The following is a 26,054-nucleotide window of genomic DNA, read 5'->3' on the forward strand; positions in this document are numbered from 1 at the left end:
GCCAGTGCAAATACAGGGAAAAAAGAATTCAAAATGTAAACTATCGAAATCTGAAATCATTCATCTGTATGCAGAAGGGAAGAGCACCTCAGAAATCGCCATACTTGCTAATGTGTCTGCTAGGTATATTCGTATGGTTCTATCAGACAGCAACATTCCAAGGCGCGCTATAGGCAGTTGGAAGAGAAAGTATGACATAACAGAAGATTATTTTAAAACGTGGTCAAATAACATGGCTTATATATTAGGGTTTATAGCAGCAGATGGTGTTATACAGAAGGAAAATCAATGTGTCAGTATATCTCAAAAAGAAAGTTACATTTTAGAAGATATAAAACAAGAACTAAACACCAACCAGCCACTATATCAAAATAAAAAAACAGGCGTATATATGCTAAACATTAATAGCAAAACAATAAAAAACGATCTTATGAACATACACGGAATCATGCCATGTAAATCATTTAACATCGAATTTCCTTTCGTACCAGAAGAATATTTACATCATTTTGTTCGTGGGTATTTTGATGGAGATGGTCATGTAAACTCCCATAAATATTTTGTTAGCTTTGTTGGAGGATCGTATAATTTTATGAATTCTTTTAAAGATATCCTTGAGGATAATAAATTCAAATTAAGTTTTGTTGATAAAGAAAGACAATATCGTATATACCTAAGTGGTAAAAATAATGTTAATAAATTTTCACAGTGGATTTATAAAGATAAAGGTTTACATTTAAAGCGTAAATATAATATTTTTCAACAAAAAGAATAATTGTAATGATAATCAAATCATACACGAGCAAGTTCAATTATATATAAAATTTAAATTCAAAATGAAGTATTAATCGAAATCAAAGTAATTGCTGTAGAAAGCTAATTATAAATATAGTTTGGTCAATCTAAAAACAACTTGTTTAATTATTAATTCTAAACAAGTTGTTTTTAATTTTGTTAATTAACATCATATACAAGAAACAATTAGAATTCCAAAAAGCTATCAATTCACACCAATTCAAAACAATGAATGAATCACTAATAAAAAAAGAAAAGGGAAGTGTAAAACATGCCGCTAATATATAATAAGTTTATTACTTTTTACTAGTTGACATAATATATATTATAGGCAGTTATAGAAACAAAGCAATATCAGGTATCAAAAACCAAGTAAACTATACTTAATGAGACAGAACGGAGATTTTTAATGAGATTCACACAAAATCTTATCTAAACGAATTTCTACAGTTTTTATTGTTTTTTGTTATAAATCCTTCACAGCAAATTTAAATTAATAATCGATTAAGATTTAACGAATTAAAATCATTTTTGATCAACAAGAAATTTTTATGCGGAAAAATTATTTTATACAAAATATAAATTAATAATTTTATTTTATGTTTACTTAATGATTTTATATTGCTATTTACACACGTTTTACAACTTTACTTTATTTGTTGTTATTTTGTTATTTATGCTTGACTTTTATTATACTTATTGTTCTGCAATCTAGTTAACATAACATTTATTTTGAACATAAAAAAATCTCCCTCACCTTCAGGAAGATTTTTTAGCTTGCTAGTATTTCATTTATATTTTTTAGTAACAGTCCCAATTGTAAATAACATTGGAAAAATCTAGGTTCAACAAATCTTCCTTACGTATAAAGAAATTAGCAACACCAGAATCTCCCCACATAATATTTAATGAATTGTCTGTATCAATTTGCAGCAATAATATATTATGTTGTTGGTATTTTTCTTCCCATTCCCTTGGATCTGTCTGTGTGAAAAATGGATAACCTCCAATTTTATGCCCTTGATCTTCACATAAATCATCATACAGTTCACCTAATTCTGTATTGTTTTCTTTATCAACAATTTCTTCCCAATCAATGTTATCGTTAAAAATCTTTTCAAATCGATAATCTCTTGGTGTTACTGGTTGATAATCCAATTCAAAATTTAGTTTTGCTGCTTCGGGTATGATAAAGTCCTCTAATTCTAAAGTGTTTAAATAACTAAAATCAGTAATAACCGTAGTTAAATCTTCTGTAATTGTAGAATGATAAATAATTCGAAAGTCTTTTTGGCTTGTTGGATGATCAAAATCTGCTCCAAACAGCTCATCATCAGCACTTACGAAAAACTGTAACATTCCGTGTTGAGGCATAAATTCAATATGCGGCATTTCTTCAAAGTTTAACTGCGCAAGTAGCATCATAGGTTGTCCTGTTGAGTCTTTAGGATGCTCTTGATTGGTAGGTAAATACGGATATCCACCAAACTTACTTTCAAAAAGAGTTGTCTCTGCTTGTGTTCCAGACACTTTAATATACGGTTTTACACTTTCTTCTAAATTACTACGATACTGTTCTAGTTCTTTCGGAATTTGAAGTTGATACGTATTCTTCACCACATTTGCCTCCCTATAATTATAAGTTGAAAATGCCTCACTTAATTATATAGTAAGAGCTAGCTTAATTGAAAAGTGTTAAAAATCTGTTTTCACCCTCGTTTTTTGCGCACTTGGCGGACAAATTAAATTATGTTCTGAAACCTTTTTATTAATAGTTTGAATTAAATCCGCTGCTTCTGTTGTATTTGTTGTTTCTTTTAGACTTTCTTTTAAAACATCAATTTCCTTTGAAAGTTCTATCCATTTAGGCAAAACATGATTATTTTTCAAAGTTCTATACAGTTGCTTGTCAGGATTGTATGAAAGATCTTTATCAAGATTAAGAGGTTTCCCTTTGCCAGGTAAATTATCAAAAGCTCCTTTCTTCTCTGCTTGTTTAACGATAGAACTAATATGATCCTCATACGTATAGGACCAAACTTTCTCATCTTTCACTAAAATTTCTTGTTTTTTTAATTTTTTATCTAGTTCTTCTTGATTCATAGATTCAATCCTCCTTCTATTTTACAGCGTTGTTTTTGTATGTTTTAATGCTCTTAATCCATCAAACAACTTTTCGCGCCACCAAACACTGTCATGACCACCTTGAAACTCTTCATAAGTAATTTGGTATCCCTTTCCTTTTAAAGTTTCATACAGGCGTCTATTAGCCGTTAAAAGAGGTTCATTTTCAAGTTCTCCTGCTGCTATATAAAATTTAAGATGATATGCGTTTAAATTATTAAATAGAATCTGATACTCAGTCCAAGGAATTTCTTTTTCAAAACCATCCTTTTTCCAGTGTACGGATCCAGACATTGACAACACATTCCCAAAAATATGTGGATTTTGAAGCGCTGCATAAAAGGCTGCTAAGCCACCAAGACTGAAACCAGCAATGGTTGTATGCCTCTCTTCTTGATATACATGATACTTAGCTTGAATCCACGGAAGTAATTCCTCCGTTAAAAATGTATTCATTTTACCGTTATAAGTTAGCTCTTCTAGCCGATCAACAGGATCTATAGCAACAGCAATACAAGACGGGATTTCTTTTTCGTAAATTAAATAATTGAGTGTGCTTGCGATTGAAAGGTCATTAATGAATGAATTTCCATCAAATACAATGAGAAGTTCTTGAAGATGTGAAGTGTGAGAATAATCATGAGGCGTATAAATATGAATTTTACGTGTGTTATCTAGAATCGAACTATGAAAAGAATATGTTTCAATTTTTCCAGATGGATAATGATTTGAAGGAAAACGACTGCTATACTGCACTTCCATACCTATTTTTAATACAGACGCTTTATGGGCACCTTCTCCAAATGTATTTCCATTAAATTGGTCTATTTTGTACTGCTCACTACGTTTTACCCAATCATTTTCAAAAAAATCATTAACTGAAAAATAGTAAGTTGAAATAAATGTCTTATCCGTTCTAAACGTTTTAAACCAAATATCTGTATGTAGCAACCGTTGCAGTTGATTTACAGACAGATCCCAACCAGGAAAACTACCGAATACATAAACATTTTCGGTTTTTCGGTCACCTAACCATATATACGTTATAAGCTTATACTGATTATCTACAGGACATTGTTCTATTAGTGGCGTATGATTTAACCTTATTTCATACAAAAAAGTATTTAAAGCTTTCACTTCTCCGTTTTTCAATTGATCAATAAGCTCCTCTAACTTAGGACTAATTATTGAGTGCACGTCTCTTCCCTCCTTTGTAATATTCTATATGTACTTCTTTTTCATAATAAGAATTCCTATATAAACAAGTTGTCAATATTGTATATTTTATGAACACAAAAAACGCACAAGTAATGTAACTTGTACGTTTTCACTTTTATTCAGTAAGGTAATAAATTAATAGTTTTCGGGTCTTCTCATAATTCATGAAATCTCTATATAAAATGGGATACTTCACAAGTTCAGTTGCTAGAAAATGATATTGCGGGAACCATTCAAAAAAAGATTTCCTTAGCCACTTTATGTGATCAAACACAATCTCCTGTTCGTTGTTATTAAGCACGTAACTTAAAGTACCTGCCGTATGCATCCAATAATAATTTAAATCAGCGCTTATACAATCATCTTCTGTAAACATATTATTAAAATCTTTTCGTATTTTTCGAATGTCACAATTCGGAAACGTTTTGTACAGTGGACTATGCATTTTCTGCAATTCATTAAAAATAACCTTTTTTCCTAATATCAACGTTCCACCCCTTTATTTCTCTATCCAATTTAATAATTTTTCATAATGATCTTGAGCATCCTTATACCCAAGATTATATAAATTAACGAGTTTTTCTTTATTTCTCTCTATACCGCTTATAGGAAGTTGTACACTTGGTTGAATGACATAAAAGTTGTCTTTTTGTTCTATTTGATTCATATAAGATATCGTCTCATTATAAAAACGATAATGTTCTACTAAAGATTCTGCGATATTCGGATATTTTCTATATAAAATTTTAGCTAAACCTGAAAATTTATTTCGCTGCTTCTCAAATCCTTCTGGCTTTGTCATAATTACAACATTCTTTTGATAACCATCATTTTGAGCTTTTAGAACTGGAATAGGGTCAATAATCCCTCCATCTAACAACTTTCGATTACCGTATTCTACAGCAGGTGCTATAAAGGGTACAGAGCTTGAGGCACGAATGATTTTTAAAATATCATTTCCGTGTTCTGTTTTATTATAATAAATAGCCTGTCCTGACTCACAATCTGTCGTTCCTATTACAAACTGTTCATTTGAGTTTAAGAAAGTTTGAAAATCAAATGGAACAATTTTGTTTGGTATTTCATCAAATAAAAAGTCCATTCCAAATAATTCACGTTTTCGAATCAAATTTCGATAAGATATATAACGGTGATCTGCTACTAGTTCTGTATTTACTTTCTTATTTCTTCCTTTTTGACGTGATAAATAAGTTGCTCCCATACAGGCTCCAGCCGATACACCGACTACATACGGAAAGAATAAGTCCTTTTCCATAAAATATTCGAGTACTCCTGCAGTATATAAACCTTTCATTCCTCCGCCTTCTAATACTAAACCGATATTCTTCATGCTATATCCCTCTGCTTCGTTTTTCTTATTTACATATTAGCACAAGATTTTAAGATGAGGTTATATAAACTAATTACAACAATAACGAAAAACTATTACAGTAATGTCATAATCTCTAAGTTAGTAACATGGTACAATATAAATTACTCATTCCACAGATATTAAAGGAGGAATTTCATATGGGTTTATTTAGTGGTATTTTAGGAAATGCATCAAATGCGAGTACAGAAAGTGTAGAACGTGATTTAGAGAAGATTATGTTAGACGATGAGAAAGTTGAACATGCATATAAATTAATTCGCGATTTAATCGTATTCACAAATCGTCGCCTTATTTTAGTAGATAAACAAGGGATATCAGGTAAAAAAACAGAATACCATTCTATCCCTTATAAAAGTATTACACAGTTTAGTATCGAAACAGCTGGGCATTTTGATTTAGATGCAGAACTGAAAATATGGGTTTCTAGTTTGAGTGCACCAATTACGAAAGAATTTAAAGGTGACGATAGTGTTATAAGCATTCAAAAAGCATTGGTAACATATACGACAAAATAGTTAGTTTGTGCATGTTTATTCAATTTCAAAATTACTAATCCGATTATTTTGGAAGAATATACATTAATTTTGTATATTCAATCTAAAATAACATAAAAAGGTAAAGCGTATTTCAAATGCTTTACCTTTCTTTTTTGTAATAAATAAGTGTAGTTTTATCATTTAATTTCTTTATTACTTCTGTTCTTTTATACCCCATTTTTTCGTATAGAAAACAATTTCTTTCTTCTTCTAAAATCGTAGCAAGTTCAAAACTTCGTGCTTTTGGAAACATCTCTTCAATTAAAATAAGTACCTTTTGAGCGATTCCTTTCCCTTGATAGATTGGATGAATAAACATTGGACTGATCCAAAACTTATATGGTAGTTCTTTTTGGGATATACATATCGCTCCAACAAGTTTCGAATCTATTATCATCTTATAAAAATTACTGCTGGGATTATTTATTCTAAAAATAGTTTTTTCAATAGATTCATTTGCTGGGTTTGTTTCATAGTCTTTATATTTATTTAATAGAGGGCCAAATGAGTCTATTTGCATTTGAAATAAAACTGCTGCATCAACTTCTGTTGCCTTCTCTAATGTAATCTTCATGTTACCAATTAAGTCGCTTTCTTAATGAAGTTACATGAGCTGTATGATGTCGACCGTGCCATGCATATAGTCCTATTGCAGCAGCAAGTTTTGTTTCACCAGTCTCTGGATGGTTAAATGTCTTTTCTAGATCTTCAAGTTCTAAAGAATATAAAAGGTTAACCCATCTTTTATGTAATGAATCTAACATTACTAGTGAAACATCTACTGGTAATTTAGAATCAGGTAGTTCTGCCCACTTCTCTTCTTTATATGGCTTAATCGTTGGATTTTTTTCTGTTAGTGCTAATTTAAAGCGTATGTAACTATTCATATGGCTATCAACAACGTGATGGACTACTTGGCGAACCGTCCATCCCCCAACGCGATACGGTGTATCTAACTGCTTTTGATCTAAATCTTTAATTGCCTTTGTTAATTCATTCGGTAAATCTTCAATTTCTTGAATCCATGTATCAATCATTTCTTCAGTTATAGGATGTTTGTATGTAAATTGCCCAATTGGATAACGTAAATCATTCATGAATAAGTCCCCCTTATTATAAGCGCGAAGTATTTCTCCAAATATAATGTACAAAATTCATATGTTCACCATTTAATTCTACAGAAGTTGTATCTGCTTCGTTATGATAAGAAGAAAACCCGCTTTTTTCTAATACAATTTGTGATGCGAGATTATTAGTCGTTGTTTTAGCATGAACTTCATTAATTTCATAATTTTGCGCTACGTCTAAAACTAATTTTACAGCTGCAGTTGCAACTCCTTTTTTAGTAAACTTTTCTCCGACACGATAACCTAACGAACTGCTTCGAGTTTCTGTATCTATATCTACTAAATTTATTCGTCCTACAATTTCTTTTTCTTCATTACGAATTAAATAAAAATAAGAATCTCCATCCGCCTGTTCTATTAATAAATCATCTAGTAGTTTTTGAAAATATTCAAAATCAAAATATTGCGACCCACGATTTGGCACCATTGTTTCAAAAAAAGACTTATTTGTAAGTTCAAACGTAAATAAATCTTTAGCATCGTGTTTCTTTAATTGTTCTATGTATATTTTCATCTCGATTACTCCTTCTATATCTACTAACTGTTATATATTCTTTTTTAATCGATTAATTTCCTGCTATTTCTTTCGCTTCAGTAACACAGCAAATAGCACTTTCGGATGAAATAAATGAAATGGACTACGAATTAAATTCATCACTCTTACTAATCGAATATAAACGTCAGAATTACTTGCAGATAGTTGATATATTTGCTTTGTATACCATAGCTGGAATTTTTGTTTCATAGTTAATTCTCTCTTTAGCTGAGGATGTCGTGATATTTCCGTTGTTGTCATTTCCCATGGGGTTTGTATGATTGTAGTAGCCTTCTTATAAAACTGTTGTGTAAATGTTTTATCGAGATTTTTTCTATCTTGTAGTAGTAATTGCAACTGATAAGCTTCCATAGCTGCAACTGAAACACCTTGACCGAAAACGGGATCAAAACGACATTGTGCATCTCCAACTACTAACAACCCTTCTGGTAAATTAGTAACTAAATCAAATCGCCGACGTACTTGATAAGGAATTTTGTATAGCTTTATACCAGTAATTCCCTCAGCTTTGTTTAGAAAGTCTGTTACATTAGCAATGGATAAATTTTCAGCAAAATTATAAAACTCATCAGCCGTTTGTGGCGCTTCCTCATTTGCATAGCCACTAAAAGTAACAAAATAACGATTATCTTCAATCGTTTGTATAAGTACACCGTAAGGGTTTTCTGGAAAACTTGGAGACATTAGCATATTACAGCAGTCTAACGTTTCATCTTCTTTGAGTTTAAACATTCTCGTTGCATAAAATAAATCAATACGCACTCTCTCTTCTTGCACCTCAATATTGTATTCATGTAACCACTCTATACTTTTTGAACCGAATCCACTCGCATCAACTACAATATCTGCATGAATTTCTTCATGAAGCCCTGTGTCTAAACATTTAGTTTTTACCCCACACACTTTATTAAGCTTTCCATCGACTAATAAACCTTCAACTAAAGTTTCAAATTTAGTGGTAACATTTAAAATTTGATCTATTCGTTTTTGAATATGCCATTCTAGCAAAGGACGACTCTGTTGAATCATATGTACGCCTCCGTTGAATGGCTGTTTCCATAAACCAAATTGATGCCACCTCAAATCTCGAGTAAAGTTATTTACGATACTACCTGCTTCTATTAATTCGTTCGTAATAGTAGGAAACAATTTCTCAATTGGGTTTTCTCCGCCTTTTAATAACACATGAGGATGATTACTTTGTGGAACTCTTTTTCTCGAAGCTTTTCCATCCCATTTTTCGCCAGCTTCTAGAATGATTACTTCTTTAAAAGTAGTTGATAATGCTTTTGCTGCGAGCTTTCCTGCCATACTTCCACCAATAACAATAGCCTTATTAAACATATTTTCCCCCTTAATGAAAAAAGACCCTGTCTTGTATGAATGAAACAGGATCTGTTACTAAATTAAAACACATGAGTAAATTGCAACGTTAAAATTAAAATACCTAATCCCCATACGTAATACGCGAATACTTTTAAAGAATGTCGTTTTAAATATTGAATCATCCATGAAACGGCTATGTAACCAAAAAACGCTGCTGATAACGTTCCAACAATTAAAGATGTACTAGAAATAGATTCTGCCTTCCCTTGAAAAACATCTGCAAATTGTAAGATGATAGCTCCGACAATGGCTGGAGTTGATAATAAAAAAGAAAAGTAAGCAGCAGTTTCGCGGTCTAACTTTCTCCATAGTGCAGCGACAATTGTCATTCCAGAGCGAGAAATTGCTGGAAAAATAGCAGCCGCTTGAAAGGAACCAATAATGAATGCATCTTTGTATGTAATGTCGTCCATTTTTTTACGACCATTCTTTTGTTTATCTGCCATGTAGAGAAAAAATCCTGTCACTAAAAACTCCCAACCAATCGTGATACCTGTTTTTGAAATATCTTCAAAAAAATCTTTAAATAATAAGCCGATTACAACCGCAGGTATCGTCCCAACAATAAGTAACAACATTAGTTTTGAAAATGGATTTTTGATTAAATATATAAATTCTTTTTTGTAATAAATAAACACTGCAAGTAAAGTTCCGATATGCAGCATCGTATCTAAAAACAATCCTGCTTCATCTAATTGAAACAAATGCCTTCCTAAATAAAGATGACCTGTACTACTTATCGGTAAAAACTCTGTTAAACCTTGTATGATCCCTAATATAAAAGCTTCTAACCAATTCATGATGGTCTCCTTTCTTGTTTGCTTGTACCAATATATGAAGGTTAAATTTTCGATATGAAAAAAACTATATTTCTCTATGAATTTACTTTTTTATTATGGATATATATGTAAAAATGGTCGAGGAGGGTTAATATGTGGAAACATACAACATTCGGCAATGTATTACTGTGGATAGGACCTATCCTTGTGTTTGTAGGGTTGTGTATGACAAATGTTATTTCTGATATTCCTTTCTTTGAAGGAAAACATAAAACAATTGGAATTGTACTTATATGTATAGGTGTATGCTGCTTTATTGCTGCTAATCATTTAAAAAAAGGAGAAAAATATGAGGATTAATTTTAAATAAAAAACAATCCCAGTATATGTGCTAGGATTGTTTTTTGTTGCTTATTTATAGAATACTTTATCAACGTTATATTTTGCTTTATATTCATTGATGATATATGTTTCGTAAATTTCTCTTTCAGTTGGATCTTCTACGATACATGCATCGATGCGGTATACTTCATCACGGTGATTTTTAATTGGTGAAACATTGTCTTCAAAATGTTTTTTAATACGTTGTCTAATTTTACGAGCTTTACCTACGAAAAGAAGTTCGTCATTAATATTGTAAAACATAAAAATGCCGCCTTTATCTCTAGGGAACAAGTGGAAATCGATAAAACCATTAATTGGAGTAATGATTGGCTCGTCACCTTTAATAACTTGTTTACGCTCAGTAATTGAAACATCAGCTTCAGGAATATTAATTTTAATCAAGTTCATTCACGTCCTCTTTTATTATAAAGATAAATAATAGCATACATACGTAAGAAAAGCTATGTCCAGAGGTATATTTCATTTTATAATCTAAATATTATAGGTGTATCATGTAAACTCTTCTTCCAAATCATATGATCACTTGATTCTCCCCAGTAATCCTTCAGTACGTAGCTAGGTTTTCCAAACTTTTTCGTCCATATACTTTGTGCGTTTTTGTATCCGCTATCTAAACAGTATTCTGTTATTCCTCTGCTAAGTAACGTAAGAAACATTGTATTTAGTAGTAAACTACCTATACCCTTTCTTTGATACTCTGGAAATATAAATACAGTTCCTATTTCATACAAATCTTTAAGTGCGCCGCCTGTACAACTATTAATCAATGTACTTGCTGGACCAACTTCAATTGTTCCAATGATTTTATCGTTATTTGTATCTATTGCTAATAAAAAGTAACGATTTTCTCCATTACTATCAAAATCATTTTTCAAATATTGCTTTTTTGAGTTAATTTCATTTTCTATTTCAGCTAATAATTGTGATAATCCTTCGTCTTTATATGTATTCGTAATAACTATACGGAAAAACAAGTGAAGTTCCTCTAAATCATCCGAATTCGGTCTTCTAATTTCAACGTTATACATGATTTAAATCTCCATTCTATACAATTGTTAAAACCAAACTTTATATATTCTATTCAACAATATTTTACAAAGCCCTGCATAGATCCAGCAGTATAGAAAGCTCAGTATAAATATTGATAAAATAATGTTTATATCCATAGTTGTATGAATAGTAGGACCAAGTACGGGAAAACGGAAAATATCTAGAACAATTATTATTCCTATAAGTAGACAAATCGCAGAAAAGGAAACCACCCAAATTCTCCTCTTGAATTGTATAAAGGATAGTCCTAAGGCTATACCTAATAAGCCTGTAGTAAAAGGAAAAACAATTAGTTCACTTGGCTCGATAATAAATAATAGGAGAATAGTAAGAAGATAAGAAAGTACTCCCTCACGAATAGAGTAGCAAATAGCGAAAAAAATTGGTAACGTCGCAAAAGGGCTAATGAATAATCCTATACCAGGAATTAAATTCCCCGCTGCTTGAAACATGGTGGCTAAAGCGCTCATTAAAGCTGTAATGACTAACTTATTTGCAAGGGACAATTTTCTTTTATGAACAAAGTTCGCATCAGTCTCTATCATAAATTGACACCAATAACGTATAAACCGATTCATCGAAATCCCCCTAAAGATACCTAATTCATCACTTTCTATATTATTCATACACTAGTAGTTTATGAGTTGCTAATATTTTTAAACTGCCAGTGTATATCGTATCAAGGAATAATTTCAAAAATGGTTCCTTTGTTAAAATCAGTTACTTTCATAGAACCGTAAACCCCTAAATATAATCTAGTTTGATCCGAATTTGTTCCTAAACTCATATAATAAGCTGCTTGCGTACCAAAATCATAATTGGTTTCAATAACATGAAAGTCAGTATATTTACCTTCTGTACCGGCTCTAGTATATGCTAAAACACCTTTAACTGGCGACTGTGAATCTTCTTTCTTAGCAAGGTCACTAAATACAACACCACCATTTAAATTCGGGATTGCAGTTCCCATATACGGCTGAACTCCTGTTAGTGAAGTTCCTCCAAACTTATCTGGTCTGGGGTCTTTATGAAAATAACTAATGAGTGGCTGAATACGCTTTGCGGATAATTCTATTGTTTCATTATAATAAGCCATTGTTCTCTCATCCAAAGTAGGATTCTCAGAACAGTGCCTTATAAAAGAAGTAGGTAATTCTCCTTCCCATCCTCTCCAACCAAAATTAATAAACCCATCTTGATTGGGAGTGAATCTCATTACATGCATTTGAACAAGTTCGGTAACCGGTATTGGTTTATATTGAACAAATGAAAAAATAGATTCTACAATATCCTGTCCGACATTACCTGTATATTTAATATATTGATTATAAAACCTTTGGAATGAAATGCCGGTTATATTACGAACCCCTTTCGCAATCACTGTAAGTGTTTCTTGTATAGATAGAGGAAGTTCATTAAAGCGCGTAACTACTGGAGGATTATTTATGAATGTATTTTTACTTATATCGATTTCAATTATTTTACCTGCTATTTCTAAATTATCTTGGCTTAAATTAAACGGATCATAACCCGACCCACCATCTCCATTTGTAAAAATAAGTTGCCCTGTTTCTGGAGAAAAGTTTAAAGTATTTACTCCATTATGATTAAAAAATGGGCGTTTTATATTAAGTAATGTTCTGTGTTTTTGAGGTTGACCATTTGATTGTAAAATCCATTCTTCAATTGTATCAATATGATCATATTGTGTATTTCTATTAATCCACTTTAAGTTTAACGTTTTAGGGTCACAAGGATTCGGTTTGAATTGTTCAGAAAGTGCACCAGGTCCTTGAGTTCCAGCTACTGAAAAATGAAGATAAAATAACCCATTTTGATAAAATCGTGGATGAAATGCTAGTCCAAGCAATCCTCGCTCATCATACCCACTACTAGCAACACCTTCTTCAAAAGTACCTAATTTAATAATTCGCGGACGAATATTTAAAAATGTTTTTATAACACCGTCTCCTATGTAAAAAATCTCTCCTAATTGAGTTGCGATAAATAGCCTTTCGGTCGATTCACCTGGAAGAATAGTTGTTTTCAATACAGTTGGTAAATTTACTTTATGAACAATGGGTCGTAAACGAACCTTAACTTTTGTCAATTAACTTTCCACCCCTTTTTATTCTATTTAATAGAAGAGTATGATTAGAGTAGTTTTATTAGTATCAACTAACTCATATTCCTTTTTATTACAATTTTGTATATAATATAATTATAAATAAACTAGGGGGACTACTTATGACACTTATACTACAAATCATCTTACCACTTATATTTGCACTATATTTATTTACCCTCTATTGTAATACGACTATAGGAAAAGCCGCTTTTCTTTTAGCAATCATTATTGGGATTTTTGGTTTAGAGAACATTTTTCAACATGCTAATCTAACAAATCATGCTATTTATCCATATTGGGGCAGTTTGAAGGCTGTTGTTATCGTTTTATCAGTCGTATTTCTATTTAAAAAAGGTGGTTTAACAGGAGAATATTGATTTTTAATGCTGTACATATTTTCTTATTAGACTGCTTTTATTTTATAAAAAAAGAAATGTTTATGTAAAAACACGAAGGGATATGTTATATATGTCTATAAATATTATTTCTATAGTTTCTATAATAATATGGATTTTGTTGATTACAGAACTGATAAAACCTTCAAAAGAACAGAATGGACGAAAAATAGTAATGTTATTAACTGCTGGTTCCGCATCAACACTTATTTTGACAGTTTCACTTATTCAAAATATCTCGTTTTGGAATTGATAGTGATATAACTAACAAAAATATGTATAAATAAAAAAGATTAGGACCGTACATATTAGACATATCTAAAATGTACGGTCCTTTTGTTTACTAGTGTTTCACTTAGCTAACCTATAAATAAGTATGTGATCCTATTATAATTTGAATTTCTTTTTAATGTTCTTATATTTTCTATACGAATGTCTAACTATGTTTAACATAAAATACGGTATTTTAACAGGGAAAGGCAATTTATAAATGAAAGGCAAGTAAAATGTAAAATATGCCTTTTCTAGGTCTCTCCACTTACTATCTTCTTTTGTTTTTAAGAAATCAGATACATCGACTACATATCCCCTTCCTTTTTCCATCATTACATTTTTCCCGTGAACATCACAAGGAGTTAATCCTTGTTCCCTTGCATACTCTAAAGCTTCATTGATATCAAGGATCACCTGCTTAGGAATTTTAATTCCCTTATGAATAGCATCGTATAAGGTAATTTCTTTTAAACGTTTCAATACTATGAAATTTTCTCCTTTATATATAAGCTCCGAATAAGAAGGATGATTTCCGATTCTTCGGTATACTTCTGATTCTTTTTCAATTCCTTCTCCTTCTCGCGCGTAAACTTTCACTACCCAATCTTTGTACTTTCTGTGCATGAATACTGCGGCATAATTACCTTGCCCTAAACACTTCCAAGGTCTAGGAATATCTTTAACTACTACAGGCTCGAATGCATCCTCACTTCTTATGATTACCTCTTTTAATAATTCTTCCTTTATCAATCCCACAAAACTATTTATACTCATCATTTCCACTCCGGTTTTGCTAAAAGGGGGCCTACCCACATTTTAACGAAAATATACACTAAGCGAATTTTAGCATAAAACGAGTCATCTTTCTTCTTAAAATAAAAAGATGACTCGTTTTATTTGAACTGCTGAATACTTAATGTTTATTCCGCTATTCATAGCCAAAAACCATACAACATAAAAATATTTTTAACTATTTTCACGTATTTTCATTTTTTCATAGGCAACTGAACAGGGCTTTTCTTAGTGTCAGTTCTCTTGGTTCATTGGCCATATTTGTTCATCGTATAAGTATAACCTAACTTTTCATCTGGATAGTCAAAACAGAATGCACCTCCTGCGCCTGGGTGACCAAAAGAGTTTTCATTTTCATAAAAATTTTGATTCAGGGATATCTGTTTTCACATCGGATGCTTAGTACTCTATTTTATCATCTACGGGTACCGTCACAGGCCCATCAACTTAAGAAATTGGTAGTTCCCCAAAGCGAAGAAAATTTTCGTTTGGAGCACACTTCAAAATATTAACTTGAGGGCATGGGACTGAACTCCTAATGCTTTATTTTAATAATAATTCTTTTTATAAAATAAAACCCAGTTATCAGTCTAAATCATTTTTTAGATCTAACAATAACAAGTGTACATTTTTACCTTTCAGATAGTCTCTTTTATTCTAATCTCTTCATTTCTTTCAGCCGTTCTATATCCTTTTCTGAAGCCTTTTCTATTTTATACAATTCATAGCTACCCTGTGTCTCATTTATCACTACAAATTCAATTTTATTCCGAATATAGCTTTTAGTTTTTCCTTTTTTATAACCAATAACATTATCTAATATAGTTTCCCCACTATCTTTTTTATATAAATTATAGCTAACAGGTGGACGACCAATTACATACTTATTATCAGAAAATCCGACTATATCATCTCTCCCTAGTCCTGTCGAAACACTCCAGACAAAAATAATCTGAAATATAGAAAAAACAACAATACCGCATAAGAAAACAAATAGGATTGATTTAAAAAATAACTTTAAAAATATCCTGCCCAAAAACATTCCCTCCCATTTCACCTCGGGATAGCAAGAACAAAACGTGAATTTTGTACGCTAAGAACCGAATTTTTATATTGTTGAACTCAATCCCCGTCAGTGCCATAAGAAAAAGGGTTACCGCAGTAACCCTTTTTCTTATAATACACGCCATTAAGGTAAGCTATGGATGAATAAAGTCAATCTATGAAATTTCCCACAATCTTTTAACTTCCACCAATTCTTGCCCATTGAATTCCATTCTATATATATCTGGTTTTGATGTCTGTAGTAAAAAATTCAAATCATACTTACTGTCATAATATCCCATCATCAAAGTCATTACAGCCCCATGAGTGCCTAATACTACTTTCTGTCCTCGATAGGTGTTTAATAATTCTTTTAAAACTTTTATAGCACGTTTCTGACATTCGACATTCGACTCTCCTCCTATTAAAGCAAAGTCGGGGTCTAAGAATGACTTTTCTATCAAAGGGAATAATTCTTTATCCGACATTCGTTCCTCTTCAGCAATAAAAATTCTCTCTTTTAAGTCCTCAAATACTATAACTTCTTGTCCTAATTGCTTTGCTAACTGCTGAACAGTTAGAATTGAGCGATTGTATGGACTTGAGATAACAACGTCGATTCCCTCACCTTGTAATGCATTTGTTATTCGTTGAACATCTAATTTTCCTTTTTCAGTTAATCCTCTTGTCTCTTCTTTTCCAAATTTCGGTGAATCCCCGTGTCTCACCATATATATGAAAGTTTTCATAATTACCTCCATTTTTCCAGCTTCCTTTACAATTCCTCCCTGATGTTAGCATATATATCCAAGATTGTCTCTTTTAATTAACAGAAAACTGCGCGAATTCGAAATAACTTCACGATATTTGTAAGAAAGACGTGAAGTTTTCACTATCCTCAGGTATAAAAAACGTTTTTCTTTCTAAACAAGCTTGATTATTGGGGTACCGTCAGGAAAATGCGGATTTACAACGTTAAGGATTTTTCAATACTAAAAACCCAACTTCACCGTTAATTAATAGAAATTGGGCTTTTTCATTCCTCTATAAGGGGTCAAACCCCTATAAGCATTTTTAAATTATATTCAAAAACCATACTTTGACGTTGTCTCAAGCATGGTTTTTATTTAAACTAATATAAATCTGCTAAGTTGCTTTTTTTAGCTCATCTATTTATTGAATTCATTAACTGGAAGAAGTATTCAGGTTTATGAGTCTTATTTAGGTTATACCATGAATGTAATGCATCTGGTGTAAATACATCTATTTTTTTCAGTACCTCCATTACAAATTCCAGAGGCGCTATTCCGGATGCAGTAACTAAATTCGCATCAGATACCGCAGATCCCAACTCATAAAACTTTTCTCCTTTATAGTTAGGACATACCATTTTAGTATATTCTAGGTTATTACTTGTATGTTTTCTAGTATCCAAGTATCCCATATTCGCGAGGGCATCAGTTGCACCACAAATTGCAGCAACAATAGTGCCCAGCTTTAAAGCTGGGCCAATTCTCTCCAAGATAGGTTGATGAATTTCTTCACTCCAAGTAGTCCCTCCTGGTAAAATTAAAAGATCTTTACTCTCAAGAATACATTCATCAAGGGAAATATCTGGTTTTATGCTCAGTCCTCCCATAGTAGTAATCAATTCTTTATTAGCCCCTACTGTAATTACTTTTAAAGGTGCTAAATCTTTTTTGAAATATCTTCCTGAGTTTAGTTCAGCAATTAAATATCCATATTCCCAGTCCGACATTGTATTAAATACATATAGAAAAACTTTTTTTGTTTGCATCCAATAGCACTCCAATCACAATTGATATAGCTATTATATGATAACTTCCCTGACAGCTAACGTCAGGGAAGTTATCATACTTGATGAAATTTTATTAATTCCGACAGAATTTCAATAAGTCTTTTCTTAAGACTTATCGGCTCAATAACTTTAATAGATTTATTGTACGGTAAAAGTAAATAAGGTACATATGTATGAATTATATCTTTTTCAAGAAGAAAAACTGCTTGATTTGAAGTCCGTTCTTGTAAATAATGTCCTAAAAACCAATGCTGGCAAATATCAGCCAATACACTTTTATCTCCATTAATAACCAAAGAAATAATCCCTTCCTTATCTTCTATAGTTGGAAGGAGGTTTTTTATAAAAAAGTCACGTGCTGAAAAATCTTTTGGCCGGTTAAACTTATTTTCGGTTAGCATTAGACTTTCAATTCGATCTACTCTAAAACTACGGATATCATTCCTAAGATGACAAAATCCAATCACATACCACTTATTATTCCAAAAGATAATTCTGTATGGATCGACTAATCTATAATTTAATTGCTTTTCGCCACTTTTATGGTAAAGAATTTTTACTGAATACCCGTCAGCTACGGCCTGCTCCAATTCCTTCAAAAAAGGTTCTATAGAGAGTGGACGTAATCGACTTATTACTTCAAGATTAGTTAAATGTTGGTTTATCTTTGTTTCCTGCTCTTGATTTGAGTATTTACTTAGTTTTGAAATGGCCCTATTTAGTGCTTCACCTCCATAATATCCGGCTTCTTCTGCGAAAACAGCAGCGTGAAATAGTGAAGTTTGCTCCTCAAAATCAAAAAAAAGAGGAGCCTCAATAAAATTATTCAGTAAAGTGTATCCACCGTTATGTCCTGGTTCTGAAATGATAGGTACGCCACTTGTTGAAAGTGTATCAATATAACGATACACAGTCCTTATATTAATCTCTAACTTTTCTGAGATTTGATTTGCAGTAATTTTTTTACCTGAACGAAGCATCCATAGAATCGCTAACATATTATCAATTTTAGGCATATAATTTCACCTCTATATGAAATTTATTTTCTATTATATATTTCCGATATTTGGTGTAACTCATCATTTGATCACAATTTGGTTTTAAAAAAACGACGCTAAGAAAAAACTTGCTACATATGAAGTGTAGCAAGGCTTGTCTTAATTGTTCAATTCTTGTTCCACTAATATTTTTGTTAGTTAACACTTTAATTGTTTTAATAGTCTTTTGTTTAATTCCCACAATGCTGTTTTGTTACTATCCCATTTCAAAAGCTTTACTGCTTCCTCAAAGCATAACCATTTATACTGGAAATGTTCTTTAGATAATGAGATGTTTTTTGTAGGGACTTTAACTCCAAAAGAAAATTCTTTTATTACATAAACGTCTTCTCCCCAAAGGAATCCTCCAACTACATCCTCTACTGGTAGTGAAGACACAGAATCTAATTTTATATATGGATATTCTCTTATAATACCAGCTTCTTCAAACGCTTCCCGTTTTGCTGATTCAATAGGAATCTCACCGTCTTCTCCACCACCAGCAATTCCTTGCCAATAACCATAATCACTTCGGTTGAAAATGGCATATTGAATAGAATCGTCAGTTTTTATATAAGGAAATATCAATACTTGATAGGGTACTCGCATTGCTTAACCTCCTCTCGAAAATAAGCTTTAAATAAATATGAATAAAGAGCCAACATCACATTTCTACATTAATAATGCAGGTTTATCGTGTCGGCCCTCTATTTTAAAAGTATTTTATTTTTCATAAACAGGCTTACTCTTAACGAAGAAAAACTGATTATTTCCTGTCGAATTTGCTTAAGTACTCCATGTTATTCAATTGCGCCAGCAACGTCATAATCATTTAAATCTAATTCAATCGGTTGTCCCAGCGCTAATTTAGCAAGTTCTGACCCTAAATATGGACCTGCCGTTAAACCTGAAGCACCTAATCCGTTCGCAACGAGAATACCTTCAAAGTTAGGAAGCGGGCCAATAACAGGTAAGAATCCTGGCGTAAATGGTCTGAATCCAACTCTCGTTTCAAGCATGGTAGCATTTTCTAATCCAGGTGCAACTGTTATTGCTTTATGGAAAACTTCGTTTAAACCACCTGCAGTTACACGGTGATCGAAACCAGTATCATTCTCATGTGTTGCACCAATTACGAAATGACCATTATCAAACGTTAAAATATATTGATCGTTTGGCGGCATAACAACAGGCATATTTTCTGTTGCTGTATTTTCCATTTGCAAATGAACAATTTGTCCTTTTTGGAACGTAACTAAGAAATTAATTCCTAATGGGTTTAAGATTTCATTCGCCCATGCACCTGCAGTTACAATAACCTTTTCTGCTAAAATTGTTGCATCGTTTACTTTGACTCCCGTAATATGATTACCTTCACGGATTAATACTGCATCGCCTTTTATAAAAGTTGCACCATGTTTTTTCGCAGCGCTTATTAATGCGTTGCGTAATAATCTTCCATTTACTCGTGCAGCACCACTAATATGAACAGAACTATATTCTTCTGATAATGCTGGGAATAATTTTTTCGTTTCTTCAGCTGATAAGCGAGTGATTTCACCAATTTCTGGTGCATCTTCACGGCGTTTATACGCTCGCTCTTCCATTTGATCTAATTTTTTCTCATCAGTATGTAAACTAATTGCACCTACACGGTTGTAACCTGTATCCGTTTCACCGTCTTCTTCTAATTGCTGAATTAACGAAGAATAGTAACGCGCACCGCCTTTAACGATTTTATACCATGCCTTATTACGACGTTGTGAAAGCCATGGACAGACAATACCGGCTGCTGCATCAGTTGCTTGACCTACTTGTTGACGATCTACGATAATAACGTTCGCGCCAGCCTTAGCAAGATGATAAGCAGTAGACGCTCCTAAAATACCGGCTCCAACTACAATATACGATTTCATTTTAAACACCTTTTCTTTTTTACTAATTATATAAATATAAGAACATTCCTTAGTATAATGGAAGGAATACTTTTTTCAATGTACTCATCGCAATTAATTGTTGCATCATTGTGACGTTCCTAATCATTATTTTTTCTTCTTACGGAATAATTCAATTGTTTTATATCCTTGTGAAAGGATTTCAATCATTTTCTCAAGACGTTTTTCACGTGTTTTTTCTTGTTTTACAGAAAATAAATTACGTGCCCAATCTTTTTGATATCCAGGTGTTAAACTTTGATAAAACGTAAGTTCATTTGGATGATTAGCTAATAAAGCTTCAACATCTTGAATTCGATCTGCATAATCAGCTACACATTGGCTCATTGCAGGTGTTTTCGTAGCTTTTTTCTTCTCACGCTTTAAGCCTACAACAGTGAAGACGTCATCCATACTTACCATTCGCGCAAATTTAATATCGCTCTTTCCTACATACCCATCTTCTCCAACATTTAAAGCTGGAAACATTTCATCACGATGAATAAAAGTACTATAACGAGAATTACCTTTTTTCGGATACGCAAAAAATACATAACCTTTCTCAAGTAACAACTCTTCATTTTTAATAATGAAATTTGTATGCTCTACCATCTCATCAAGCGTTTCTACAAAAATAAAAACAGCATCATGTTCTTTTGAAAATGATGTTTCTTTATCTGTGAAAATGTCATAATCACTTGGTTCGTTAATAACAACCATATTTGTATACTTATTTAGTTTCAATTTATCAATTACTGACATAATAATCTTCCTTTACATCCGATATTCATTTTATATACTTTTTTTATACTGTTCTAGTGTATTATATCTATTAAGAAAATCAAACTTTAAATCGCATCATTCTGTTGCAAAAGAACATAATTCTTTACTAGAAGGAGTGGTTTCATGCCATATGTTATCCGAGATGAAGGACGCGTTCTGCAAGGGGATAATGGAAAAGAACCAGTTTTTCATACATATGAAGAAGCTGCAGAAACGTTAAAAACATTAACTATACCGCAGTTTCCAAAACATATTAGACAAAAACCTTTTAAATCAAAAATAATTAAAATAGCCGATTCTGAATAAGAACCGGCTATTTTGATATTCACAACTCAATAGTAAATAAAGTATATAACAAATCTCTATATTGATCCTCTGTAATACTACGCTTCGTTTTTTGACCACAATTAATTTCAGTTATACTTGTATTTGTTAAAGAAATATGACCGAAATCCGTCAATTTGACTGCAATTGGTCCTTTGTTAAAAATAGATTTCTCATCTTCTATTACTCTTCTTTGGACGTCATTTACTACTGTTTCATCAATCATATGAGTATAAAAAGCATGACAAACTTTCCACTCTTCGTTAACATCTCTTCTTTCTAAAATATAGTTTCCTTTACTCGTATCTTTTTGTCTCACTCGGTACGAGCCATTTTTAGAAGAAAGAAACTCACCATTAAACGGTACTGGCGCGAGAGGTACTAACGAAGCTATACCTACATCAATTAAATATTGTGCATTATCATAATTTAAAATAATTGTTATATGTCCATCCTCAAGTGCCCAAGCGTTTATATCATTTTTATATACAGTACCTAATGCTAGTTGTACATCATAACCACTATCTTTTAAAAAATAGTAAAAAAGAGTATTTAATTCATAACATAGTCCACCGCGAGAGTTAGTTAAGACTTTCTGCTGTAAGTTTTCTTTTGAAATTACGTCTGTATTACCTGCTATAATATCTAAATTCTCAAATGGAATAGTGTGTGCAAATGCATAGAGTATTGTATTTAACGCTTCAAACGTTACGTCATTATGTTTTTCAAGGTTTAATCTTGTGAAAAGCTGATCTTGTAAACTTGTCATATACAGCACCCCTTAAAAAGTATAAGTATAGTATATGATGATTGTATATTTAATGTTGTGCTGTAACAATGTACCTTTTATTTAATTGTACCGGTACAAAAATTTCGATTCACAAGATAGTAAAATATAAGAATTAACCATTACAAATACCTTTTTTATAATCCGTGATACAAAAGGATTGCTTCTTTTTGGATCCAATCAAAAGCTATGAATACAAACTTAATAATTTGTCTATTGGCAAATTATTATTATCACTGAAATCAACAAAATATTGAAGTTGCCACATTTGGCTCTTTTTAGCTTGATTGCTGACAGGGTTATCCCATATAGGATAAATCCTCATAGCCATCTTGCCTTTTTGATTTTGTGTTCTCAAGATTTTTTCCTTAAGAAGGATCTCTTTAGGGAAAATAAATTGTCCTAGTTTATTATCATCTATACAAGTAATAACTAATAAGTCAGGAGCAGCTTTATAAGAAAATGCTTGATTTTGCATATTGTCATCTTTCTCCCAAAAAGAAACAAATTGACCAATTTTATTAGGAGTAATTTTTGATTTTCTAAAACGAATGGTTTTGTTATTTAAATGAAATATACATCCTGCATATTCTGCGTTTTGCTTTTCTTCTTTTAGATTCGTAATTATTAAATTGTTGGGTTTGTATACTATATTGTTTAAATTTCGGATTGAATCATTAAAATTGTTCAAGAAAACTCCCCCTTTATTCATTTCTCAGTTTATCACAAACATCAGTTCCTATATGTTGTAAATAATAAGCGATATGAAAAAGAGGGAGATTTTATTGGGATGTTATTATTACTTCAATGTACTTAATTTTTCAAGTGCTTGTTTTTCAGTTGCTAAGTAAAAAATATCTCTACCTTTATTACATTCATAAATAAAATCCTTTAAGCTTTTACTAGTATACATAGAGAAATCTCCAATGATTGCAAACTTTACCTTGTAGTCTATAAATTTTTGAAGAATATCACCCGCAAGACGTGTTTTTAAATCAAAGAACTCTTCACTTATTAAAGATTTATGGATGATAATATGTTTCGCATCTACCTCATATTGAACTGTTGCCATTGTATCTAATGCAGATTGAACATCGGATATTAATACCTTATCGTTTCTAATGACCGCAATATTGATTCCATCGATTACTACTTTCTTTATTTCCATAGTCCCACCCCTTTATAATGTACACTGTATGAGTAAAATTATTTTACAAAACTTCGTATTAATCATAGATTAAATTGGCCGCAGCTATTTAAACTGCCTCTTTTTTATTTTAAATATAGATTTTTATCTTACTAATACGGTCAATGAAATTTTTGAATATATATGAAATTGATTTTACTTGTTATAAAAATATTGTGGAGTAACATAACTTAACAAACTATCCAAAGTATTAATCTCGGCATACGGTTGTATTTTAGTAGTATTCTTGATTTTCTGCGGGTTAAACCACACACCTTTTATATTTGCATTTTGAGGACCAGCAATATCCTTTTCTAAGTCATCTCCTATAAATAATACATCTTCTGGTTTTACATTAAGCTTATTTAATGCTAGTTCGAATATACGTTTATCAGGTTTACTAAATCCCACTTCTTCAGAAATAATGATCGTATCAAAGTAATTATTTAAATTCGTGTTAATTATTTTGGCCTTTTGCCTCTGAGTTGAGCCATTTGTTATAATTCCAACTTTAAAGTGCCTCTTTATATGATTTAAGAAATGATAAGTATTTTTGTCTATTGAAAAACATTTAGGGAAATTATCATTCCAAAAATCTTGGATGTAATTGCGTGGCAGTCTATACTTCGGTGGGAATTCATCAAACAATGATCCCAGGACTGTCGTTTTATTACTTATGCCGTATTCTCTTTTATCGTATTCTTTGAATTTCTGTAACATATTGTTTTTAACTGTATCACTAACATCCTCATAACACGTTTTTAAAACAAATAAAAACAATTTATCTACTGCCATATCCCTATTAAGTAATGTATCATCTAAATCAAACAGCATAGCTTTATAACCCATCAAATAAATTCACAACCTTTCTATATTTCCTCGTTATCATCAAAAGTAATCAAAAAAGCAATTAATATCAAAGTACTCGTAATAGAACGATATTCTAAGAGTTAAATCAAAAGTCCTTTTTCTGTTTGTTAATTGATGTGAAAGTACACTCTTTCGACTAAGGTAGTAGGTAAATTTTTTAATTGTAATTTCGAACTTTCAGATTAATTCAAAACTCTTTTGTGATAAGCTGTACTTAATTAAATATAAAGGATGATTCGTATGCAAATTAGACCAAAGGTAAGTGAATATAACTCCTATTATGCAACGTATATTAACTTGGTATCAGACGGAAATATCATACATATTCTAGAACAACAAATAAAGGAAACGAACCTTTTATTAAAAGAGATTTCTGATAGCAAGGGGCTTTTCCGATATGCTCCTATTAAATGGAGTATAAAAGAAGTAGTCGGTCATATAGCAGATACAGAACGTATTATGGCGTATCGCTTGTTATCTATTGCTCGAGGCGAGACAGCAGAACTTCCAGGCTATAACGATGATATGTATGTTCTTAAAGCTGCTTTTGATAAGCAATCTATGCAAGATCTTCTTGAGAATCTAATAGTTGTTCGCCAATCTACCGTGCATTTACTTAGAAGTTTAGATAAAGACACTTGGTTACAAAGAGGAAATGCGAACAAATCTGAAGTTACAGTTCGTGCATTAGCATACATCATCGCTGGTCATGAGCTTCATCATCTTAAAATTATAAAAGAACGTTATCTCGGTTCTAATGCATATCCAGTAAATTAATACTTGAAGAAAAAGAGTCCCATTTATGTAGGACTCTTTTTCACTATTTATAAAGGATTAGCTCTTAAATCTATAGCTAATTAAACTCCTTTATTTATAAAATTCACCATATAATATATAAGCTATTCCCCTTATTCTTCACATAATTTTCTTCAGGCTGATAAACTATAAACGCAATAGTTCTAGAAAGGTGATGATATTATGTATGAACAACAAAATAATAGGGATAGAGATCAAAAAATGATGTTTTTTATGCAAGGAGTTCCCACAAATAAAGTTAACATGAATCAATTACCCAAATGGATTAGAATCTTCGGCTATTGTGCATTTGGTTGGATGATACTATTTAGTTTAATTATGATTGTAGGTTTAATTCTGCAATAACGATACATATAAAATGTTAACGGGACAGTATATAGATCATATATCTAGGTAATAAACTGTTTTATTGTCTGGATGTACTTCCCATTCCTTTTCGTTTTCGTGGATGTAAATAAGTGCATTGAATGTTTCGGTCCATTCAACTTGTGGAGAAT

Annotated in this window: 34 protein-coding genes; 8 read left to right on the forward strand and 26 right to left on the reverse strand. The window is 31.7% G+C overall.

Annotated features, from left to right (window positions below):
* The first annotated feature begins 4 nt into the window (after window positions 1-4).
* Window positions 5-775, forward strand: a complete 771-nt coding sequence (locus ACQKNI_RS03195; protein ID WP_098840995.1) for an LAGLIDADG family homing endonuclease — start codon at window positions 5-7, stop codon at window positions 773-775.
* Between the two features lie 821 nt (window positions 776-1,596).
* Here the strand turns inward: ACQKNI_RS03195 and ACQKNI_RS03200 are convergent.
* The 5 genes from ACQKNI_RS03200 to ACQKNI_RS03220 form a co-directional block, all read right to left on the reverse strand.
* Window positions 1,597-2,412 (reverse strand): YwqG family protein, encoded by an 816-nt coding sequence (locus ACQKNI_RS03200; protein ID WP_088229336.1) that lies wholly within the window; start codon window positions 2,410-2,412, stop codon window positions 1,597-1,599.
* A gap of 78 nt (window positions 2,413-2,490) precedes the next feature.
* A complete protein-coding gene (locus tag ACQKNI_RS03205; RefSeq protein WP_088229335.1) occupies window positions 2,491-2,898 on the reverse strand; it encodes a DUF1992 domain-containing protein in 408 nt (135 codons plus the stop codon).
* 21 nt (window positions 2,899-2,919) lie between these two features.
* Window positions 2,920-4,116 carry an alpha/beta hydrolase gene (locus tag ACQKNI_RS03210; RefSeq protein ID WP_088229334.1) on the reverse strand — a complete coding sequence of 399 codons (1,197 nt, stop codon included), beginning with the start codon at window positions 4,114-4,116 and terminating at the stop codon, window positions 2,920-2,922.
* A gap of 136 nt (window positions 4,117-4,252) precedes the next feature.
* Window positions 4,253-4,624: a YxiJ-like family protein gene (locus ACQKNI_RS03215; protein ID WP_088229333.1), complete on the reverse strand. Its 372-nt coding sequence runs from the start codon at window positions 4,622-4,624 to the stop codon at window positions 4,253-4,255.
* Window positions 4,625-4,636: 12 nt separating this feature from the next.
* On the reverse strand, window positions 4,637-5,488 hold the full coding sequence (locus ACQKNI_RS03220; protein ID WP_088229332.1) for a patatin-like phospholipase family protein: 852 nt from the start codon (window positions 5,486-5,488) through the stop codon (window positions 4,637-4,639).
* A 179-nt stretch (window positions 5,489-5,667) separates the two neighbouring features.
* Between ACQKNI_RS03220 and ACQKNI_RS03225 the strand changes: the two genes are divergently transcribed.
* Window positions 5,668-6,045: a PH domain-containing protein gene (locus ACQKNI_RS03225; protein WP_088229331.1), complete on the forward strand. Its 378-nt coding sequence runs from the start codon at window positions 5,668-5,670 to the stop codon at window positions 6,043-6,045.
* Between the two features lie 121 nt (window positions 6,046-6,166).
* Here the strand turns inward: ACQKNI_RS03225 and ACQKNI_RS03230 are convergent, their stop codons facing one another.
* The 5 genes from ACQKNI_RS03230 to ACQKNI_RS03250 form a co-directional block, all read right to left on the reverse strand.
* The gene (locus ACQKNI_RS03230) at window positions 6,167-6,640 is read right to left on the reverse strand and encodes a GNAT family N-acetyltransferase (RefSeq protein WP_088229330.1); all 474 of its coding nucleotides are present in this window, start codon (window positions 6,638-6,640) and stop codon (window positions 6,167-6,169) included.
* Window position 6,641: 1 nt separating this feature from the next.
* Window positions 6,642-7,163, reverse strand: coding sequence for a YfiT family bacillithiol transferase (locus ACQKNI_RS03235; protein WP_088229329.1), 522 nt, complete (start codon window positions 7,161-7,163; stop codon window positions 6,642-6,644).
* A gap of 16 nt (window positions 7,164-7,179) precedes the next feature.
* Window positions 7,180-7,707 carry a GNAT family N-acetyltransferase gene (locus tag ACQKNI_RS03240; RefSeq protein WP_088229328.1) on the reverse strand — a complete coding sequence of 176 codons (528 nt, stop codon included), beginning with the start codon at window positions 7,705-7,707 and terminating at the stop codon, window positions 7,180-7,182.
* Between the two features lie 63 nt (window positions 7,708-7,770).
* Window positions 7,771-9,093, reverse strand: coding sequence for an NAD(P)/FAD-dependent oxidoreductase (locus tag ACQKNI_RS03245; protein WP_427282191.1), 1,323 nt, complete (start codon window positions 9,091-9,093; stop codon window positions 7,771-7,773).
* 62 nt (window positions 9,094-9,155) lie between these two features.
* Window positions 9,156-9,935, reverse strand: coding sequence for an undecaprenyl-diphosphate phosphatase (locus tag ACQKNI_RS03250; protein WP_088033764.1), 780 nt, complete (start codon window positions 9,933-9,935; stop codon window positions 9,156-9,158).
* 132 nt (window positions 9,936-10,067) lie between these two features.
* Between ACQKNI_RS03250 and ACQKNI_RS03255 the strand changes: the two genes are divergently transcribed.
* Window positions 10,068-10,274 carry a hypothetical protein gene (locus ACQKNI_RS03255; RefSeq protein ID WP_098252063.1) on the forward strand — a complete coding sequence of 69 codons (207 nt, stop codon included), beginning with the start codon at window positions 10,068-10,070 and terminating at the stop codon, window positions 10,272-10,274.
* A gap of 51 nt (window positions 10,275-10,325) precedes the next feature.
* On the opposite strand, the gene ACQKNI_RS03260 is transcribed toward ACQKNI_RS03255, so the two are convergent.
* From ACQKNI_RS03260 to ACQKNI_RS03275, 4 genes are all read right to left on the reverse strand, one after another.
* Window positions 10,326-10,706, reverse strand: a complete 381-nt coding sequence (locus ACQKNI_RS03260; protein ID WP_001048941.1) for a nucleotide excision repair endonuclease — start codon at window positions 10,704-10,706, stop codon at window positions 10,326-10,328.
* A 77-nt stretch (window positions 10,707-10,783) separates the two neighbouring features.
* Complete coding sequence (locus ACQKNI_RS03265; protein ID WP_088229326.1) at window positions 10,784-11,347, reverse strand: GNAT family N-acetyltransferase; 564 nt, start codon at window positions 11,345-11,347, stop codon at window positions 10,784-10,786.
* Between the two features lie 27 nt (window positions 11,348-11,374).
* Entirely contained in the window at window positions 11,375-11,947 is a 573-nt protein-coding gene (locus ACQKNI_RS03270; RefSeq protein WP_088229325.1) for a hypothetical protein, read from the reverse strand.
* A gap of 101 nt (window positions 11,948-12,048) precedes the next feature.
* Window positions 12,049-13,479: a PQQ-dependent sugar dehydrogenase gene (locus ACQKNI_RS03275; protein WP_098356777.1), complete on the reverse strand. Its 1,431-nt coding sequence runs from the start codon at window positions 13,477-13,479 to the stop codon at window positions 12,049-12,051.
* Between the two features lie 137 nt (window positions 13,480-13,616).
* Between ACQKNI_RS03275 and ACQKNI_RS03280 the strand changes: the two genes are divergently transcribed.
* Both ACQKNI_RS03280 and ACQKNI_RS03285 read left to right on the forward strand, forming a co-directional pair.
* Entirely contained in the window at window positions 13,617-13,874 is a 258-nt protein-coding gene (locus ACQKNI_RS03280) for a hypothetical protein (RefSeq protein ID WP_088229323.1), read from the forward strand.
* Between the two features lie 91 nt (window positions 13,875-13,965).
* Entirely contained in the window at window positions 13,966-14,145 is a 180-nt protein-coding gene (locus tag ACQKNI_RS03285) for a hypothetical protein (RefSeq protein WP_088229322.1), read from the forward strand.
* A gap of 134 nt (window positions 14,146-14,279) precedes the next feature.
* On the opposite strand, the gene ACQKNI_RS03290 is transcribed toward ACQKNI_RS03285, so the two are convergent.
* The 8 genes from ACQKNI_RS03290 to ACQKNI_RS03325 all read right to left on the reverse strand — a co-directional run bounded on the left by ACQKNI_RS03290 (window position 14,280) and on the right by ACQKNI_RS03325 (window position 21,553).
* Window positions 14,280-14,939: a serine/threonine protein kinase gene (locus ACQKNI_RS03290; RefSeq protein WP_088229321.1), complete on the reverse strand. Its 660-nt coding sequence runs from the start codon at window positions 14,937-14,939 to the stop codon at window positions 14,280-14,282.
* Between the two features lie 670 nt (window positions 14,940-15,609).
* A complete protein-coding gene (locus ACQKNI_RS03295; RefSeq protein WP_140417261.1) occupies window positions 15,610-15,993 on the reverse strand; it encodes a hypothetical protein in 384 nt (127 codons plus the stop codon).
* Between the two features lie 184 nt (window positions 15,994-16,177).
* Window positions 16,178-16,750: a histidine phosphatase family protein gene (locus ACQKNI_RS03300; protein WP_088229924.1), complete on the reverse strand. Its 573-nt coding sequence runs from the start codon at window positions 16,748-16,750 to the stop codon at window positions 16,178-16,180.
* A gap of 416 nt (window positions 16,751-17,166) precedes the next feature.
* The gene (locus tag ACQKNI_RS03305) at window positions 17,167-17,799 is read right to left on the reverse strand and encodes a type 1 glutamine amidotransferase family protein (protein ID WP_088229319.1); all 633 of its coding nucleotides are present in this window, start codon (window positions 17,797-17,799) and stop codon (window positions 17,167-17,169) included.
* Between the two features lie 74 nt (window positions 17,800-17,873).
* Window positions 17,874-18,836 carry a helix-turn-helix transcriptional regulator gene (locus tag ACQKNI_RS03310; RefSeq protein ID WP_098252067.1) on the reverse strand — a complete coding sequence of 321 codons (963 nt, stop codon included), beginning with the start codon at window positions 18,834-18,836 and terminating at the stop codon, window positions 17,874-17,876.
* A gap of 180 nt (window positions 18,837-19,016) precedes the next feature.
* A complete protein-coding gene (locus tag ACQKNI_RS03315; protein ID WP_098356779.1) occupies window positions 19,017-19,466 on the reverse strand; it encodes an NUDIX hydrolase in 450 nt (149 codons plus the stop codon).
* 191 nt (window positions 19,467-19,657) lie between these two features.
* Window positions 19,658-20,773 carry an NAD(P)/FAD-dependent oxidoreductase gene (locus ACQKNI_RS03320; protein ID WP_088229316.1) on the reverse strand — a complete coding sequence of 372 codons (1,116 nt, stop codon included), beginning with the start codon at window positions 20,771-20,773 and terminating at the stop codon, window positions 19,658-19,660.
* A 126-nt stretch (window positions 20,774-20,899) separates the two neighbouring features.
* Window positions 20,900-21,553 carry a YdeI/OmpD-associated family protein gene (locus tag ACQKNI_RS03325; RefSeq protein ID WP_098840970.1) on the reverse strand — a complete coding sequence of 218 codons (654 nt, stop codon included), beginning with the start codon at window positions 21,551-21,553 and terminating at the stop codon, window positions 20,900-20,902.
* 144 nt (window positions 21,554-21,697) lie between these two features.
* Here ACQKNI_RS03325 and ACQKNI_RS03330 point away from each other — a divergent pair, with 144 nt between their 5' ends.
* Window positions 21,698-21,880: a hypothetical protein gene (locus ACQKNI_RS03330; RefSeq protein ID WP_427282192.1), complete on the forward strand. Its 183-nt coding sequence runs from the start codon at window positions 21,698-21,700 to the stop codon at window positions 21,878-21,880.
* A gap of 19 nt (window positions 21,881-21,899) precedes the next feature.
* Here ACQKNI_RS03330 and ACQKNI_RS03335 read toward each other — a convergent pair whose 3' ends face one another.
* From ACQKNI_RS03335 to ACQKNI_RS03350, 4 genes are all read right to left on the reverse strand, one after another.
* Entirely contained in the window at window positions 21,900-22,667 is a 768-nt protein-coding gene (locus ACQKNI_RS03335) for an arylamine N-acetyltransferase family protein (protein WP_088229313.1), read from the reverse strand.
* A 205-nt stretch (window positions 22,668-22,872) separates the two neighbouring features.
* Window positions 22,873-23,397 carry a MepB family protein gene (locus ACQKNI_RS03340; RefSeq protein ID WP_098840968.1) on the reverse strand — a complete coding sequence of 175 codons (525 nt, stop codon included), beginning with the start codon at window positions 23,395-23,397 and terminating at the stop codon, window positions 22,873-22,875.
* Window positions 23,398-23,484: 87 nt separating this feature from the next.
* On the reverse strand, window positions 23,485-23,853 hold the full coding sequence (locus tag ACQKNI_RS03345; RefSeq protein WP_098356783.1) for a DUF4180 domain-containing protein: 369 nt from the start codon (window positions 23,851-23,853) through the stop codon (window positions 23,485-23,487).
* Window positions 23,854-24,027: 174 nt separating this feature from the next.
* Window positions 24,028-24,720 carry an HAD family hydrolase gene (locus tag ACQKNI_RS03350; RefSeq protein ID WP_140417295.1) on the reverse strand — a complete coding sequence of 231 codons (693 nt, stop codon included), beginning with the start codon at window positions 24,718-24,720 and terminating at the stop codon, window positions 24,028-24,030.
* Between the two features lie 261 nt (window positions 24,721-24,981).
* Between ACQKNI_RS03350 and ACQKNI_RS03355 the strand changes: the two genes are divergently transcribed.
* Both ACQKNI_RS03355 and ACQKNI_RS03360 read left to right on the forward strand, forming a co-directional pair.
* On the forward strand, window positions 24,982-25,518 hold the full coding sequence (locus ACQKNI_RS03355) for a DinB family protein (RefSeq protein ID WP_088229310.1): 537 nt from the start codon (window positions 24,982-24,984) through the stop codon (window positions 25,516-25,518).
* A gap of 201 nt (window positions 25,519-25,719) precedes the next feature.
* Complete coding sequence (locus ACQKNI_RS03360; RefSeq protein WP_088059000.1) at window positions 25,720-25,902, forward strand: hypothetical protein; 183 nt, start codon at window positions 25,720-25,722, stop codon at window positions 25,900-25,902.
* Window positions 25,903-26,054 lie beyond the last annotated feature (152 nt).

The sequence above is a fragment of the Bacillus sp. NPDC094064 genome (genome assembly GCF_050279585.1).
In the GTDB taxonomy this organism is placed as follows: Bacteria; Bacillota; Bacilli; order Bacillales; family Bacillaceae_G; genus Bacillus_A.

Excerpts from the sequence above, each read along its gene's own strand:
- ACQKNI_RS03205 (WP_088229335.1), bottom strand. The coding sequence starts at position 2,898 with ATGAATCAAGAAGAACTAGATAAAAAATTAAAAAAACAAGAAATTTTA.
- ACQKNI_RS03220 (WP_088229332.1), bottom strand. The coding sequence starts at position 5,488 with ATGAAGAATATCGGTTTAGTATTAGAAGGCGGAGGAATGAAAGGTTTA.
- ACQKNI_RS03225 (WP_088229331.1), top strand. The coding sequence starts at position 5,668 with ATGGGTTTATTTAGTGGTATTTTAGGAAATGCATCAAATGCGAGTACA.
- ACQKNI_RS03230 (WP_088229330.1), bottom strand. The coding sequence starts at position 6,640 with ATGAAGATTACATTAGAGAAGGCAACAGAAGTTGATGCAGCAGTTTTA.
- ACQKNI_RS03235 (WP_088229329.1), bottom strand. The coding sequence starts at position 7,163 with ATGAATGATTTACGTTATCCAATTGGGCAATTTACATACAAACATCCT.
- ACQKNI_RS03240 (WP_088229328.1), bottom strand. The coding sequence starts at position 7,707 with ATGAAAATATACATAGAACAATTAAAGAAACACGATGCTAAAGATTTA.
- ACQKNI_RS03245 (WP_427282191.1), bottom strand. The coding sequence starts at position 9,093 with ATGTTTAATAAGGCTATTGTTATTGGTGGAAGTATGGCAGGAAAGCTC.
- ACQKNI_RS03250 (WP_088033764.1), bottom strand. The coding sequence starts at position 9,935 with ATGAATTGGTTAGAAGCTTTTATATTAGGGATCATACAAGGTTTAACA.
- ACQKNI_RS03255 (WP_098252063.1), top strand. The coding sequence starts at position 10,068 with ATGTGGAAACATACAACATTCGGCAATGTATTACTGTGGATAGGACCT.
- ACQKNI_RS03260 (WP_001048941.1), bottom strand. The coding sequence starts at position 10,706 with ATGAACTTGATTAAAATTAATATTCCTGAAGCTGATGTTTCAATTACT.
- ACQKNI_RS03265 (WP_088229326.1), bottom strand. The coding sequence starts at position 11,347 with ATGTATAACGTTGAAATTAGAAGACCGAATTCGGATGATTTAGAGGAA.
- ACQKNI_RS03270 (WP_088229325.1), bottom strand. The coding sequence starts at position 11,947 with ATGAATCGGTTTATACGTTATTGGTGTCAATTTATGATAGAGACTGAT.
- ACQKNI_RS03280 (WP_088229323.1), top strand. The coding sequence starts at position 13,617 with ATGACACTTATACTACAAATCATCTTACCACTTATATTTGCACTATAT.
- ACQKNI_RS03285 (WP_088229322.1), top strand. The coding sequence starts at position 13,966 with ATGTCTATAAATATTATTTCTATAGTTTCTATAATAATATGGATTTTG.
- ACQKNI_RS03290 (WP_088229321.1), bottom strand. The coding sequence starts at position 14,939 with ATGAGTATAAATAGTTTTGTGGGATTGATAAAGGAAGAATTATTAAAA.
- ACQKNI_RS03300 (WP_088229924.1), bottom strand. The coding sequence starts at position 16,750 with ATGAAAACTTTCATATATATGGTGAGACACGGGGATTCACCGAAATTT.
- ACQKNI_RS03305 (WP_088229319.1), bottom strand. The coding sequence starts at position 17,799 with ATGCAAACAAAAAAAGTTTTTCTATATGTATTTAATACAATGTCGGAC.
- ACQKNI_RS03310 (WP_098252067.1), bottom strand. The coding sequence starts at position 18,836 with ATGCCTAAAATTGATAATATGTTAGCGATTCTATGGATGCTTCGTTCA.
- ACQKNI_RS03315 (WP_098356779.1), bottom strand. The coding sequence starts at position 19,466 with ATGCGAGTACCCTATCAAGTATTGATATTTCCTTATATAAAAACTGAC.
- ACQKNI_RS03320 (WP_088229316.1), bottom strand. The coding sequence starts at position 20,773 with ATGAAATCGTATATTGTAGTTGGAGCCGGTATTTTAGGAGCGTCTACT.
- ACQKNI_RS03325 (WP_098840970.1), bottom strand. The coding sequence starts at position 21,553 with ATGTCAGTAATTGATAAATTGAAACTAAATAAGTATACAAATATGGTT.
- ACQKNI_RS03330 (WP_427282192.1), top strand. The coding sequence starts at position 21,698 with ATGCCATATGTTATCCGAGATGAAGGACGCGTTCTGCAAGGGGATAAT.
- ACQKNI_RS03335 (WP_088229313.1), bottom strand. The coding sequence starts at position 22,667 with ATGACAAGTTTACAAGATCAGCTTTTCACAAGATTAAACCTTGAAAAA.
- ACQKNI_RS03340 (WP_098840968.1), bottom strand. The coding sequence starts at position 23,397 with ATGAATAAAGGGGGAGTTTTCTTGAACAATTTTAATGATTCAATCCGA.
- ACQKNI_RS03345 (WP_098356783.1), bottom strand. The coding sequence starts at position 23,853 with ATGGAAATAAAGAAAGTAGTAATCGATGGAATCAATATTGCGGTCATT.
- ACQKNI_RS03350 (WP_140417295.1), bottom strand. The coding sequence starts at position 24,720 with ATGGGTTATAAAGCTATGCTGTTTGATTTAGATGATACATTACTTAAT.
- ACQKNI_RS03355 (WP_088229310.1), top strand. The coding sequence starts at position 24,982 with ATGCAAATTAGACCAAAGGTAAGTGAATATAACTCCTATTATGCAACG.
- ACQKNI_RS03360 (WP_088059000.1), top strand. The coding sequence starts at position 25,720 with ATGTATGAACAACAAAATAATAGGGATAGAGATCAAAAAATGATGTTT.